Raw genomic sequence first — 12,892 nt, forward strand, 5'->3', positions numbered from 1 at the left:
CCTGCTGCCCCGGCTCAGTGCACGAACCGGGCGACGACGTCGCGATAGCTGCGGCTGACCTTCACCTCGGCTCCCGAATCGAGGACGAGGAAGCATTCGCCATTGGTATGCGGCTTCACCTGCCGGACCTGATCGAGATTGACGATGGTCGAACGGTGCACGCGCTGGAACTTGCGCGGGTCGAGGCGGCGCTCGAGGTCCTTCATCGTCTCGCGCAGGATCAGCGAATTGTCGCCGGTATAGATGCACATGTAATCGCCCGCCGCCTCGATATGTTCGATCGTGCCGACCTCGACGCGGAAGATCTGCCCGCGATCCTTGACGTTGATCAGCTTCTCGTAACGGCCCGCGGCATCGCCGTCCTCGCCGGTGAATTCCTCCGCCGCCTCGGGTGCGACTTCGGAGAGGACGTTCATCAGCTTTTCCGCCTCCTCGGACGATTTCTTCTCCGACAGGCGCACGCGCACGCGCTCGATCGTGTCGGCCAGCTTGTCCTCGTCCACCGGCTTCATCAGGTAATTCACGGCATTGGCTTCGAAGGCGCGGATGGCGTGTTCCTGATAGGCGGTGACGAAGACGAACAGAGGCGGGTCGATCTCCATCACGCCCTGGACGACCGAGAAGCCGTCAAAGCCGGGCATCTGAATGTCGAGGAAGACGAGGTCGGGCTTCTGCGTCTTGATCGCGCGGATCGCCTCGCGCCCGTTCTGGCAGGTGTCGATCACCTCGACATCGTCGAATGGTTCGAGGCGCACCTGAAGGCCCTGGATGGCGAGTTTCTCGTCGTCGACGATGAGCGTGCGGATGGTCATGCGGGGGAGGCTTTCTCGGAAGGCAGGGCGGCAAGTCTCGAAGGCGAGACCGCTTGCCGGGCCTGGGGGGTGGAAGAGGGGGAAGCCGCCGTGTCTTCGGCGGATTCGAAGGGAATTTCGATCATGACGGCAAAGCCGCCGCTATCGGGTGAGCGGATTTCGAACCGGTGATCCTCGCCATAGGCCTGCGCCAGCCGGTCGCGGATATTGGCGAGGCCGACGCCGGTGGAGGTGGTGCGGCGCGACCGGTCGAGCATCCCTGTCGGAATGCCGCCATCCGCGCGGTCCGGATCGCCGCGCCCAGAATCGCCGCGGACATTGTGATGGATGCCGGGCCCGGTATCGGTGATGGTCACGCGCAGACGGCTGCCCACGATCTGCGCCACCACGGAGATCATCGCGCCTTCCTCCTGCGGGGAGACGCCGTATTTGATCGCGTTTTCGACCAGCGGTTGCAGCAGCATGGAGGGGATACAGGCATCGCCCGCGCCCGGTTCCAGCCGGAACTCGGTCTGCAACCGATCCTCGAACCGCATCCGCTCGATGTCGAGATAGAGCTTCAGCATCTCCACCTCCTGTTCCACCGTCACCTTCCCTCCCGGTTCGGTGACGAGCGTGTGGCGCAGGAAGCTGGACAGGCGCGTCAGCATCGCATTGGCGGGCGCGGTCTGTTTCAACAGCACCAGCGTGCTGATCGAATTCAATGTGTTGAACAGGAAATGCGGGTTCAACTGATAGCGCAGCATCGCCAGCTGCGCGCTGGTGGCCTGCATTTCCAGCCGCTCCAAGCGGTCGGCCTGCTCCTCGATCTGAAGGAAGTAGTTGATCGCGAAATAGAGCGCCGACCATGCGCCCAGGAGCGCCAGCGGCCAGATCAGGAAGCCGATATAGAGCGCGACGAAATCGCCATCGAAGCTCGCGCGCGTCAGGCTGGTGACCCAGGCGATGATGAAGGTGAAGATGGCGACGCCCACCAGCAGGACCAGAACGGTCGAGGCCCAGGTGACCAAAGGTCGGACCGAGATCAACCGCTGGTAGATGACCGACAGGACCAGGCTGATCGAAAAGCCCGTCACCGCCTCGATCGCGACATTGACGAGGAAGCTCCAGTCCTGCCCGCCGACCAGGCCCGTGATCGCGCGCAGCAGGAAGGCGCCGCCCCAGCCCGCGCTCTGGAGCAACCAGAACGCGCGGTTCTTGTCCGCGAAGAACGGGGTCGGCTGGATGGGCAGGACGGCCATTATCCCCTCGCTTTAGACCATTTGCCGCGAGGCTGACCAGCCGCTAGACTGTCGCTTTCCAGCCGGAGCGAGGGAGAGATGCGATGGATGTGAGCGAACAGGTGCCCCACGCGATGGCGGAACGGGCCAAATTCCGCGAAATGAAGGAAGGCACCAAGGAGGACTGGGCGATCATCGGCGGCGAATATCGCGCCTTCGCCAAGGGATTGCCCGACCGCGTGCTCGATCATCTGAAACTGCTCGACGGGGATTTCGGCGGGTTTCCGGTCTGCCGCCTCGAACATTCGCTCCAGACCGCGACCCGCGCCCATCGCGACGGGCGGGACGAAAGCTATGTCGTCATGGCGCTGCTGCACGATATCGGCGATACTCTGGGAAGCTACAACCACCCCGAAGTCGCCGCCTCGATCCTCAAGCCCTTCGTCAGCGAGGAATTGCACTGGATCTGCCAGAACCACGGCGCATTCCAGGGCTATTACTATTTCCATCATCTCGGGATGGACAAGAACGCGCGCGATGCGTTCCGCGACAATCCGCATTTCGAAGCGTGCCGCGAATTCTGCGAGAAATACGATCAGGCGGCGTTCGATCCCGATTACGAGAGCGAGCCCCTCGAGTTCTTCGAACCGATGGTGCGCCGCGTGATGGCGAAGCCGCTGGCGTCGCTATACGCCAAGGCGATCGCGGAGGAATAAGCGGCCTGATCGGGCCGTTTATTCCGGTTTCGCCATCGGGACGAAATGCTGCGACCAGTCCGCTTTGCCGGTTTCGGCAAGCGCGGCTTCCATGGTCGCGATTTCCGCCTCGATGAACTCGACGCGCTCGTCCCATCCGTCATGGCTGCGGTCTCTCAGGAGCCCGCCGCCATATTTCGGGCCCCAGCGCGTCATGAAGCGCACCGAAGCGCGCGGATCGTATCCGGCATTGTAGAGCAACCAGGGCATCATCCGGTCGGCATCGCGTTCGGTCAGGCGGACCAGCGACTGGCTGCGTCCGACCGCATCGAACATCTTGCGGTGCCGGAGGAGATTGTGCGCCAGTTCGTGCGCCACGGCGGCGGCGAATTCATCTTCGGCATAGGCGAACCCGGCGAAATCGCGCCCGAAGATCACGCGGCTGCCATCGGCGACGGCGCGCTTGCCCCCGTCGAGCACTTCGAACCGGCTCGGACAGGCGGGCACGCCCGCGATCGTCGCGCTTGTTGGGGTTTCGCCCGCACTCGCCCAGCCGAACCGGGCCGGACCCTCGGCCAGCGCGTCGTCGATAGCGGCGTTGACGCTCACCATGCGCTGCCAGCGGGGATCGCTCGGCGGAAAGGCGTCAAAGAGGATCGCCCCGTTCAGATCGAGCAGTGTGGCATTGCGCGTCAGCCCGGCGGCGGCGGCGGGCGATCCGGGCGCGACGGCCTGCACCGCGATATCGCCGACAAGCCCCAGTTCCGCGCGGACCCTGTCGGGCTTCCCGTAGGAGGCGGCGTCATGGAACAGCGCGCCGATAGCGGGCCGCGCATCGGCGCAATAGGGCGCGTTGCCAGTGGCGAGTTTCCAGCCGATGCGGAACAGCTGGATGTCGCGCGCCTGCAAGGCCTCGATCTCGCTGAGCTTCTGGGATTGCGCGGATGCGGGCGCGATCCCTACGGCCAGGAGAGCGAAGAAGAGAGCCGCGCGGAAGAGCATCAGCTGGTTGCCGCCGAACCGCTTTCATCTGCAAGCGCATCGGCCAGCGCGTCATACCCGACCGCGCCTTCCAGCACGCGGCCACCCGCGACCCAGCTCGGCGTGCCGGAAAAGCCCAGCTCGCGCGCCAGGGCCATGTTGCGGGCGAGTTCCGCGCTCACCCGGTCGCTCGCAGCATCGGCGCGGGCGCGGTCGAGATCCAGCGCAGCGGTCTTGGCCGCTGCCTCGACCGTGGCCGGGGTTGGCGGGCCGAGCGCGAACATCGCTTTGTAGAAGGCGGGATATTTGCTCTGCATCGCCGCGGCCAGCGCCATGCGCGCCGCCTCCTCGCTCCCATCGAAGATCGGCCATTCGCGCACCACAACCTTCACTTGCGGATCGTCGGCGATCAGGCGGGCGATGTCGGGCTCGCTGGCCTTGCAATAGGTGCAACCGTAATCGGTGAATTTGACCAGCGTGCGCGACCCATTGGGATTGCCGAGCACGGCACCGGGGAACGGCGCGACCACCTCTTCCCGGACCCCCGCCAGCCGCTCCTGCGCCTGCCCCGCCTGGAAGGCTTCCGCCATTTCGGGAAGGATATCGGGATTGGATACGAGATACTGGCGCGTCTGCGCATGGCCCAGTCCGGTAAACGACCACACAGCCGCCCCGGCAAAGCCAGCGACCAGCGCGATCAGCGCCGTCAGGAAATACTGCCGCATAATCTGTCTTAGCCCCTCAGCGCTTGTCCATCTGCTGTTCCAGCAGGGCGCGTGCCTGCATTCCCACATCCTGCGCCCGCAGCCAATCGGGCGACCCGTCGGGAAGGCCCGCCTCCGCCGCCTGCGCGCTGCGCAGCGCCATCGCGTATTGCCGGCTCATCACCTGCTGTTCCGCGCTGGCGAGGCGGGCGCGCGGCAGATCGCCCTGCGCGGCATAGACCATGCCCAGCTGATACCAGGCGAAGGGGTTGTAGCGATCGCGCGTGACCGATGCGCGCAGCACCTGTTCCGCCTCTTCGAAATGGCTCTTATCCTCGGTTGCGATCAGAGCGTGGCCGAACATCGAGGAAATCAGCGGATCGGAGAGCGTCAGTTCGGTCGCCTTGCGCAGCGGCGCGAGCGCTTCTTCCGGCCGCCCGGATTCGAGCAGGACCTGGCCCTTCAATTCGAGGAAATACGGGTCGTCGGGGTCGACGGCGAGCAGCGAATCCGTTTCGGCCAGCGCGCGATCGACCTGCGCGGTCTTGTGATAGGCGTAGGCGCGGGCATAGCGCGCGGGCACGGTCTGGTCGGTCTGCGGATAATCGCGGAAGGTGTAGCGCGGTTCGGCGATATAGCCCTTGAGCTTGGCCTTCACGCGCGCGAATTCGCTCTCCCATTCCGGGTTCAGCGGCGCGTCCCAGGCGGGGTCCTTTTCATAGACGCCGCGCAGAGCCGAAATGCGATCGCCCGATAGCGGGTGGGTGCGCGTGAAGGCAGCATCGTCGGACTGGCTGTAGCCATAGCGATATTCGCGGTTCTGCAATTTGCCGAAGAAGCTCAGCGATCCGCGCCCGGTGATCCCCGCATCCGCAAGATATTGCGCGCCCGCCATGTCGGCGCTGCTTTCCTGGACGCGGGTGAAGGCGAGGAACTGGCCCATCGCGGCGCGCTGCCCCATCATCATGGCCGCCATCGCTGCATCCCCGGCCCCGGCGAGCGCGGCGCCGATCCCGGCGAGCAGCGAGAGCAGGGTGATCCCGCTCGCCGCCTTCATCCCCTCGCCGAAGCGGACGACATGGCCGCCGGTAATATGGCCCAATTCGTGCGCGATCACGCCCTGGACCTCGTTGGCGCTGTCCGCCGCCTCGATCAGGCCGGAATGGATATAGACTGCCTGCCCCCCCGCCACGAAGGCGTTGACGCTGGGATCGTTGATGAGGACGATGTCGACGTTTCCGGGCTCCAGCCCCGCCGCCTCGACCAGCGGTTCCGAAATGTCGCGCAGGAACGCCTCGGTCTCCGCATCGCGCAGGATCGACTGGGCGGCGACCGGCTGGGCGCTCGCAAGCGTGAGAGCGACGAAGGCGAGCAGGAAGGAAAGAGCGCGCATTGCGGCCCTGCTAGCGGGTTTCGCCCTGAACCGGAACTGAAGCCTGCGGTACCCTCTGCGCCTTCCCCTGCTTCCGGGCATCCGCATGATCGGCGATGAAAGCGAGGATCGGGTCGAGCACCGTGCCGTTCTGCGCGAACGGTTTCGAAAGGGCCATCACGATCCCGGCATGGCTCATCCCGTCATATTCGACGAGATCGACCATGCCACCGCCTTCTTCGATGGCGACGGCGAGATTGCGCGAATTATACGGGCGCACGGTCTCGTCGGCGGTCCCGTGCATCAACAGGAATGGCGGCGCACCGGCGAGATTTTTTCTTGTCGCCTGCGTGACCGGCTGGGTCGCTCGCCCGTCCGCGACATGGCCGAAGGCATTGCGCGAGGAATCGGTGTCGAAGGGGAAGAAATCCGCCGGCCCCGCCATGCTGACGACGCCCGCCAGGCTTTCGCGCGGTATGCCTGCGCTGCGCAGGTATCGAGGATCCAAGCCGAGCATAAGCACGTTATAGGCACCCGCCGAATGGCCGATCAGGATCGCCTGGTCGGCGCGTAGATTGGCGGTCGCGGCCTTGTCCCGCACCCAGGCCAAGCCCGCCGCGCTGTCTTCCAGCATGACGGGATAGCGCCCGTCCGGCACCAGGCGATAGCCGACCAGCGCGGTGGCGATGCCCCGCTCGCCCAAGCTGCGCGCGACGAAGCGATAGTCTTCCGGCGCGCCCGAATGCCAGCCGCCGCCATGCACGAACACGGCGAGGGGGAAGCCGCCCGCGGGCGCCGCGCCTTCGGGCACCCAGATCTCCGCCCGCTGCGCGTCCGTGGGGCCATACTTGCCCTGCGCCACCAGCTCGATCCCGGTTTCGCGGGGAAAGCGCGCATCGATCCAGTCGAGCGTCGCCGCCGATCCCGCTGCCAGCGCCCATCGCCATAAGGCGAAGCCCGCCAGTGCCAGCACCAGAATTGCGATCAGCGTCCAGCCCATCTTTCCCGGTCTCCTGCGTGCTGCCTTCATGGTGCCCCCTTTTCGGTACTGCCCGGATCGCCCTGTCCGGTCCTGTCGACCATGCGCACGATCTCCTCTGCCTCGCCATCGCTGGCGAGCCCGATAGAGCGCAGGAATTCGTGGCCGGTCTCGTAATCGTCACCCAGCCATAGCGGCACATCGGCCGATTCGATCGTGGCCTTGGCCTCGCGTTCCTCGGGGGTGAAGGGATCGCCCGCGCGGCGGATGAAGACGGCGCGGATGCGGCCCGGATGATCGGCGACCACCTTGGCGAAGGCGGTCAGATCGCCCTGGGTGTCGTCCCCGATCAGGGCGAAGCGCAGCGCGGGATAGCTCTCGATGATGCGATGGATCGCCTGCGTCTTGTGCGCGCCGTGGCTGCCCGATCCGAACGTGTCGCGGTTCAGCCCCCAATCGCGCAGCATCAGCGGCCCGAGCGGCAAATGGCGGCTCTTCATGAAGGCGACGAGATAGGAGAACAGGTTCCACGGGCTGGAACTGACATAGAAGAAGGGATGGTGCGTCGCGGGCAGGCGCTCGCCCGCCGCGCCTTCCCCATCCTCAAGCACCGCACCCCCGCCCAACGCGGTGTAGAAGACGTCGGCCTGCGGCACGAGCAGGCGCTGGTCGGGCATCTGCATCAGCACGCGCCGCCAATTGCGCGCGATCGCGCCGAGATTGCCGGTGATCCCGGTCTCGATCACCGTATCGTCGATATCGCTGATGACGCCCAGCGCCGCGTCCCGGCCGGGCACGAGGACATGGCCATCGACCGCCTGCCTCCCATCGCGATTCTCCCAATGGAAGGTGACGACTTCCCAGACGGTCGTTTCCGAAAGCTCCTGCGCCGGATCGAGCGCGATGTCGAAATGGGCGTAGCCCTCTTCATCCGTCACCGCGCGATTGCGGTGCGCGGTCCCGTCGCGATCGCATATTTCCAGTTCGACCGCGATGTCCGGCACCTCGCGCGAGGCGAATTGGGCGACCATCGTGCGCAGGGCCTGCCAGCGCCCGCTCGGCTGGAAGCGGGCTCCGGCATCGCGCTTGCCCGATCGCAGGGCACGGCACGATATCGTCAGCCGTTCGCGATTGCGGAAGCCGTAATAGGGCTGGATGCGGATCGGCGGGGCGCGGAACGGTCCAATGGGCATGGCCCGCGCGCTAGCCGTCGCCGGGCGGACTGTGAAGGGTCAGGCGAGCTTGCGCGCGGCCCGTTCGATCAGCGCGATATCCTCGGGCACCTCGCCGATCAGGTCGAGCACGCCGGTCTCGTCGCGGCGGATCATCACCAGCGCGAATTCCGGCCCGGCTGGGGCGAGGTCGGATAGCGCGATCGGGTCCATCCGGCGCAGCAGTTCGGCGAGTTCGGCGCGCACGGCGGCTGCGTCGAGCGCGGGTTTCCCGGCCTCTTCGCGGCGCAGGCGGCGTTCCTCGCGCACCACGCCCTTCAACCCGCCTTCGGCTTCCATGAGGAAGCGCGAGAGCGAGCCGCGCGCCAGCTTGGCGCGGTGCGCATGGGCGAGGACGGCGGCGTATTCGGTCAGGCGCGTCTTGTCGTAATCGGACCCGAAGACCAGCTTCACCACCGGGGTCATCGGCGCGCGATCCTGCATCGTCAGGCCGCTATCGGCGACGAGTTCGGCGAACCCGTCCGGGTCGGCCTGCGCTTCGAGGCTGAAATCATAGGCCCTGCCGACCGCGGCATAGAGCGCGGTGCGGCTGCGATCCTCGCTGGAGCGGGCGGTATAGGCCAGCTCGCGCGCCTCGGCGAGACAGTCGTAGAGACCGTCGGCGTCGGCAAGGTCGGGCTCGCTCGGTTCCAGGGCTTCCGGTTCCGGCGTTTCCGACGCGGGCTGGGCCAATTCGACAGGCTCCGGTTCGTACGCCTGCGGTATCGGGGCACTGGAAATGTGCGCGGTGGGCAGGTCTGACGCCGTGCCGTCGATCTCGCCGTCAAGATCGGCCACGATCGGAAGCGAAGGCATGATGACTTCGCTCGCGCGCCGCGTGCCGCGCGTCACCAGCGAGGCGAGGCCGGGTCCGGCGAAATCGTCCGCAAGCGGATCGACGACGCCGTCGACATCCTCGTATTCGGGTTCGTCCCAATCCTCGGCCAGACCGTAATCGCTGGCGCGCTCGCCGATCGTCCAGGTGTCGTCGTCGTCCTCGTCGATACCGTCCCCGGACATATCTTCGGGCGAACCCGCCTCTCTCGCTGCTTCTCGGGCCGCCTCTTCCGCCGCCTCCGCCGCGTAGTCCGGCGTCGGCAGAGCGGGGCGCTTGACCGGCGCCGTTCCGAAGGCGGGAAGCGGAAGCGAAGTGTCGGTCTGATCCAAGCTATCCTCGCTCGGCGCGAGGCTGTCGAGTTCGAGCACGGTTTCCACCGCTCGCGGCGGCGCATACCCTTCCAGCGCCTGTCCGATCTCGAGCAACAATTCGTCGGTCGTCGCCTGGTCGGCGAGTTCCTTCCAATTGATCACGCCGTAGATGAAATCGATCTTCGCCTCTCCCGTCGCGGGATCGCCATGCGGCTCGCTCGAATAGGGCAGCAGGATGCCGCGATAGAGCGCGGTGTTGCCGCGTTCGTTCAGGAATTCGGCCTCGAAACCGATCGGAGCCTGGTTCGCCAGGATCTGCATGTAATGGTCGGTGATCCGGCTTAGCAGGGATCGGCTGGGCACGTCGGACAGGCGCTGCATCGTGGCGTCGGCGCTGCATTCCTCTGCCAGTTCGGCGCCGATATGGCGCAGGACCGGATCGTCCAGCCCGTCGGAGAAATCGAGCAGGACCGAATAGGGGCCGAAATCCTCGATCGTGTCGGGGTCCAGCGCGTCGATCGCCGGGAAGGCCTGATCGCCAAGCTGGCTCGCCCAGAGATTATAGGCGCGAACCTGCATCCGCCGCTCGTCCTGCCCCACCGGGCTAGGCGGGGCGAGGTCGAAATCCTCATCCTCGTCGCAATCATCGAGATCGAGCACGTCGAGATCGAAGGGATCGGCCAAGGGATCCATTGCGGGATCGCTCGAATCGCCGAATCGGTCGGGTCCGAAATCCCCGTCATGCGCGCCGAATTCGCCGCCAAGCCTGTCCATCGCCGGTATCGCCCCAGAATCCACTGCAATCAGAGGCTCGTTTTGCGCGTGCGTGGTAAAGATACGCTTAAACACGCCGCTGCGCAGGGGGCAAGCGCAGGCGGGATGGCCCGCATAGCGCGCGCGCCGCCGCTAGAGGATATAGCGCATCCGTATCGGCAGCGTGCGCGGCGCCCGGTCGATCTCGACGGCGGCCTCGTCGAATGCCGGCGGGCCCATCTTCACCTTGGCATCCCGCGAGAAGCCGAAGCCTTCCTTCGGCATCATCCCCATCGCGCGGTCGGCCTTGCCGTTGGCGTTCTCGTCGTGAAGCAGCGCCACCGCATAGCGACCCGGCGCAACGTCGGAGAAGCGCAGCGTGATCGCCCCGCTCTGGGCGTCCACGATGGCGCTATAGGCGTTCGCATCGCCGCGACATTTGGGGAAACGCGCCGGATCGCGCGTCATGCAGGCGCGCACGACACCCTTGGCATTCCTGAGATCGCTGACCGCCACCGTGACGGTCGTGCCGGAATGCCGGTCCGCCTCCCTGGCAGCTTGGGGTGCCGCCCCGCCCGTCAGAAACGCCGCGAGCGGCAGGGCCAGCAGCGCAAACCCGCCGCGCGGCCTCATGCGTTCGGGCTCAGACCCCGGTCGGTTCCGCACAGACGGTCCCAGAAGCGGAAATACAGTCCGTAATTGCATCGATACTCTTCGTGATGGCGTTGGTGATGGCTGGCCGTTATCAGCCAACCGCCTAACTTGGAGTGAACCAGGCGGCGGGGAAACATCTCCCACCCCATATGGTTGGTTACCCCCATCACGGTCATGACCGCAAGCACCACCCCGAGCATGGTGACATGGATCGGGACGAGGAAGACGAGGGCCGGGATCACCACCGCCCCGGTCAGCGCCTCGTAGGGGTGGAAGCTCATCGCCGCCCAGGCCGTGGGCGGGCGGCTGGCATGGTGGACCGCGTGCATCGCGCGAAACACCTTGGGGCGATGCATCCAGCGATGCGTCCAATAGAACCAGGTATCGTGCGCGAAGAGATAGAGAAATACCGACACGGGCGCATACCACAGCGGATAGGCGCTCCAGTCCTCGTAGATCCGGGTCCAGCCCCGCTCCTGCCAGCCCCAGGCGACCACGCCCGCCGGTATCCCGAAGATCGCCGCCGAAACCAGCGACCAGCGGATCTCGCGCCGCATCTGCGGACCCAGCCTGTCGTGAATGCCCGGCACCCGCCGCGCGCTGATCCAGGCGAACAGGCCGCTCGACGCGAAATAGCGCGCGGCGACGATCGCTGTCATCGACAGGACGGAAACGAGGATGGCGAGAAGGGTCACGATCCCGCTATGCCCCAATCCAGCCGGGCGGAGAAGGGGTTAGCTCGCCAGAGAGGTCATATCGGGGCGCGCTGACTTCAGGCGATATCGCCGGTTCCCCACGCTGCGCATTCGGGATCGGCGGCGACGGTCAGCCGACGCAGCGCCGCGCGCGACAGGCGTTCGATCTCCACCTTGCGCCGCGCCGCAGCCAGCGGATGAAGGGGCGCCGGACGCACGATTTCCGCATCGTATCCGTCCGCCACGATCACGCCGCAGCAATCCGGTCGATACTCCTCGCTGTCAAGCGGGCCGCGATCGAGTCCGGGCGGGACACCCCAGAAGAACCGGTCGCAATGGTCGAGATAGTCGGGCCATTTGCCGTCGCCCATGAGGTCGCCGCGCTGCACCTTCACTTCGACGATCACCACCCGGCCCTTCGCATCGACGCCCATCAGATCGGCGCGGCGCCCGTTGCGCAGCGGCATTTCGGGCAGACACCAGATATCGTTGCGCGCGAACAGGCGCATGATTCCGCGACACACGTCGCCTGCAACCGGGCGCGCGACCGGAATGGTGTCGGGATCGGGAGTGGGGCTCGATAGCTCGTGCGATCGAGCGAGTGCGGCTGATTCGGACATACCGCTCTGGCTGGAACAAAATGTGAACCCAGTCAAGCGAGCCCAATCAAGCAGGCTCAGTCAGGCAGGTGTCAGACTCAGGCCGCCAGCCGGTCGGGTTCCGCGATCGTAAGGATGTCAGCGCGCGCGGCATGGAATTCGCGCCACAGCGTCAGGGCCGCAGGCGTGGTGTCGCATCCCGTTCCCGCCGCCACGATCAGCGCGCGAAGCCCGGTCTGCATCACGAAGGCGAGATCCTCGATCCGCGTCGCGACCTCTTCGCCGCGCCATCCCGTCAGTTGTGCTGCCCGCGCAGGAAACCGCGCGATGGCGCCGCTCATGCTCTCGCGGCGCAGCTGCGCCAGCTCGGCCACGGCATCGCCGGCCGCATGGATCGCTTCCCAGCGGGCGGCCAGAAGAACGGCGCGCTCGCTATGGAGGCTCTTGCCGGACACTGCGCCGAGGGGCGGAAGCATGGTCGCCCCGGCCAGATCGAATTCATGGTTGATCGCGGACATGCTGCTATCGTTAGCGCGAACAGGCTTACCGAAACGCTAAGATCGAGGCGCGCGAACGAAGCCTCTGGTGCCCGGCCCCCGCCTTTGCTAGAGGCCCGCCGCTCGGCACCCGTAGCTCAGCTGGATAGAGCGCTGCCCTCCGAAGGCAGGTGTCAAGGCTTGATGAATAACAATTTTTAGAGGTAATGTATTAAATTTCAATAACTTACAAAAGCTCACTTGATGGGGTTCACATTGCAATCCTTTCCGCGTAAGCATCGCGTAAGCACGAGGCACCCGTAGCTCAGCTGGATAGAGTGTCGCCCTCCGAAGGCGAAGGTCACTGGTTCGAATCCAGTCGGGTGCGCCATTTCCTTGGTATTAAGTAGCAAGCGTACAAAGCGATAAGATGCTAATTTCGCTATCTCATCGCGCATGGAAATCACAAGCTTTGACGTACCACTTGAGGACTACCCGTTCTTACGATTGAACGCATGAAATCCCACATCGACCACTGCGTCCGGTGTGCTTTGTCAAAAGGGGCTGCGAGCGTCGATTCTAATTGAGCTTC

At 65.5% G+C, this 12,892-nt stretch carries 13 protein-coding genes and 2 tRNA genes; 3 read left to right on the forward strand and 12 right to left on the reverse strand.

Annotation, left to right across the window (positions count from 1 at the left end):
• Window positions 1-14: 14 nt before the first annotated feature.
• Complete coding sequence (locus GRI47_RS12560) at window positions 15-812, reverse strand: LytR/AlgR family response regulator transcription factor (protein WP_160661709.1); 798 nt, start codon at window positions 810-812, stop codon at window positions 15-17.
• A complete protein-coding gene (locus GRI47_RS12565) occupies window positions 809-2,053 on the reverse strand; it encodes a sensor histidine kinase (RefSeq protein WP_160661710.1) in 1,245 nt (414 codons plus the stop codon). The genes GRI47_RS12560 and GRI47_RS12565 overlap by 4 nt, the downstream gene beginning before the upstream one ends.
• 83 nt (window positions 2,054-2,136) lie before the next feature.
• Here GRI47_RS12565 and GRI47_RS12570 point away from each other — a divergent pair, with 83 nt between their 5' ends.
• Window positions 2,137-2,748: an HD domain-containing protein gene (locus tag GRI47_RS12570; RefSeq protein WP_202387518.1), complete on the forward strand. Its 612-nt coding sequence runs from the start codon at window positions 2,137-2,139 to the stop codon at window positions 2,746-2,748.
• A gap of 18 nt (window positions 2,749-2,766) precedes the next feature.
• On the opposite strand, the gene GRI47_RS12575 is transcribed toward GRI47_RS12570, so the two are convergent.
• From GRI47_RS12575 to GRI47_RS12620, 10 genes are all read right to left on the reverse strand, one after another.
• Window positions 2,767-3,729, reverse strand: coding sequence for a M48 family metalloprotease (locus GRI47_RS12575; protein ID WP_160661711.1), 963 nt, complete (start codon window positions 3,727-3,729; stop codon window positions 2,767-2,769).
• Window positions 3,729-4,433: a DsbA family protein gene (locus tag GRI47_RS12580; protein WP_160661712.1), complete on the reverse strand. Its 705-nt coding sequence runs from the start codon at window positions 4,431-4,433 to the stop codon at window positions 3,729-3,731. The genes GRI47_RS12575 and GRI47_RS12580 overlap by 1 nt, the downstream gene beginning before the upstream one ends.
• Window positions 4,434-4,449: 16 nt before the next feature.
• Window positions 4,450-5,805 (reverse strand): M48 family metalloprotease, encoded by a 1,356-nt coding sequence (locus tag GRI47_RS12585; protein ID WP_160661713.1) that lies wholly within the window; start codon window positions 5,803-5,805, stop codon window positions 4,450-4,452.
• Window positions 5,806-5,815: 10 nt separating this feature from the next.
• Window positions 5,816-6,814, reverse strand: a complete 999-nt coding sequence (locus tag GRI47_RS12590; RefSeq protein WP_160661714.1) for an alpha/beta hydrolase — start codon at window positions 6,812-6,814, stop codon at window positions 5,816-5,818.
• The gene (locus GRI47_RS12595) at window positions 6,811-7,956 is read right to left on the reverse strand and encodes an App1 family protein (protein ID WP_160661715.1); all 1,146 of its coding nucleotides are present in this window, start codon (window positions 7,954-7,956) and stop codon (window positions 6,811-6,813) included. The genes GRI47_RS12590 and GRI47_RS12595 overlap by 4 nt, the downstream gene beginning before the upstream one ends.
• Window positions 7,957-7,995: 39 nt before the next feature.
• A complete protein-coding gene (locus tag GRI47_RS15360; protein WP_202387520.1) occupies window positions 7,996-9,921 on the reverse strand; it encodes a PAS domain-containing protein in 1,926 nt (641 codons plus the stop codon).
• Window positions 9,922-10,029: 108 nt separating this feature from the next.
• The gene (locus GRI47_RS12605; protein ID WP_160661716.1) at window positions 10,030-10,509 is read right to left on the reverse strand and encodes a DUF2141 domain-containing protein; all 480 of its coding nucleotides are present in this window, start codon (window positions 10,507-10,509) and stop codon (window positions 10,030-10,032) included.
• Window positions 10,506-11,189: a sterol desaturase family protein gene (locus tag GRI47_RS12610; protein WP_160661882.1), complete on the reverse strand. Its 684-nt coding sequence runs from the start codon at window positions 11,187-11,189 to the stop codon at window positions 10,506-10,508. Before GRI47_RS12610 ends, GRI47_RS12605 begins: the two co-directional genes overlap by 4 nt.
• Window positions 11,190-11,302: 113 nt before the next feature.
• Window positions 11,303-11,845, reverse strand: coding sequence for an MmcB family DNA repair protein (locus GRI47_RS12615; RefSeq protein WP_160661717.1), 543 nt, complete (start codon window positions 11,843-11,845; stop codon window positions 11,303-11,305).
• Between the two features lie 77 nt (window positions 11,846-11,922).
• Window positions 11,923-12,342: a hypothetical protein gene (locus GRI47_RS12620; RefSeq protein ID WP_160661718.1), complete on the reverse strand. Its 420-nt coding sequence runs from the start codon at window positions 12,340-12,342 to the stop codon at window positions 11,923-11,925.
• Between the two features lie 104 nt (window positions 12,343-12,446).
• Here GRI47_RS12620 and GRI47_RS12625 point away from each other — a divergent pair.
• Together GRI47_RS12625 and GRI47_RS12630 are read left to right on the forward strand one after the other, a co-directional pair.
• Window positions 12,447-12,574 (forward strand) — tRNA-Arg (locus tag GRI47_RS12625).
• A gap of 40 nt (window positions 12,575-12,614) precedes the next feature.
• Window positions 12,615-12,691, forward strand: a tRNA-Arg gene (locus tag GRI47_RS12630).
• The last annotated feature ends 201 nt before the right edge of the window (window positions 12,692-12,892 follow it).

Origin of the sequence: Qipengyuania pelagi (genome assembly GCF_009827295.1) — a bacterium.
Taxonomy (GTDB): Bacteria; Pseudomonadota; Alphaproteobacteria; order Sphingomonadales; family Sphingomonadaceae; genus Qipengyuania; species Qipengyuania pelagi.

Bases quoted from the DNA above. Each gene is read 5' to 3' on its own strand.
- GRI47_RS12620 (WP_160661718.1), bottom strand. From the start codon at position 12,342: ATGTCCGCGATCAACCATGAATTCGATCTGGCCGGGGCGACCATGCTT.
- GRI47_RS12615 (WP_160661717.1), bottom strand. From the start codon at position 11,845: ATGTCCGAATCAGCCGCACTCGCTCGATCGCACGAGCTATCGAGCCCC.
- GRI47_RS12575 (WP_160661711.1), bottom strand. From the start codon at position 3,729: ATGCTCTTCCGCGCGGCTCTCTTCTTCGCTCTCCTGGCCGTAGGGATC.
- GRI47_RS12595 (WP_160661715.1), bottom strand. From the start codon at position 7,956: ATGCCCATTGGACCGTTCCGCGCCCCGCCGATCCGCATCCAGCCCTAT.
- GRI47_RS12565 (WP_160661710.1), bottom strand. From the start codon at position 2,053: ATGGCCGTCCTGCCCATCCAGCCGACCCCGTTCTTCGCGGACAAGAAC.
- GRI47_RS12590 (WP_160661714.1), bottom strand. From the start codon at position 6,814: ATGAAGGCAGCACGCAGGAGACCGGGAAAGATGGGCTGGACGCTGATC.
- GRI47_RS12585 (WP_160661713.1), bottom strand. From the start codon at position 5,805: ATGCGCGCTCTTTCCTTCCTGCTCGCCTTCGTCGCTCTCACGCTTGCG.
- GRI47_RS12580 (WP_160661712.1), bottom strand. From the start codon at position 4,433: ATGCGGCAGTATTTCCTGACGGCGCTGATCGCGCTGGTCGCTGGCTTT.
- GRI47_RS12570 (WP_202387518.1), top strand. From the start codon at position 2,137: ATGGATGTGAGCGAACAGGTGCCCCACGCGATGGCGGAACGGGCCAAA.
- GRI47_RS12605 (WP_160661716.1), bottom strand. From the start codon at position 10,509: ATGAGGCCGCGCGGCGGGTTTGCGCTGCTGGCCCTGCCGCTCGCGGCG.
- GRI47_RS12610 (WP_160661882.1), bottom strand. From the start codon at position 11,189: ATGACAGCGATCGTCGCCGCGCGCTATTTCGCGTCGAGCGGCCTGTTC.
- GRI47_RS12560 (WP_160661709.1), bottom strand. From the start codon at position 812: ATGACCATCCGCACGCTCATCGTCGACGACGAGAAACTCGCCATCCAG.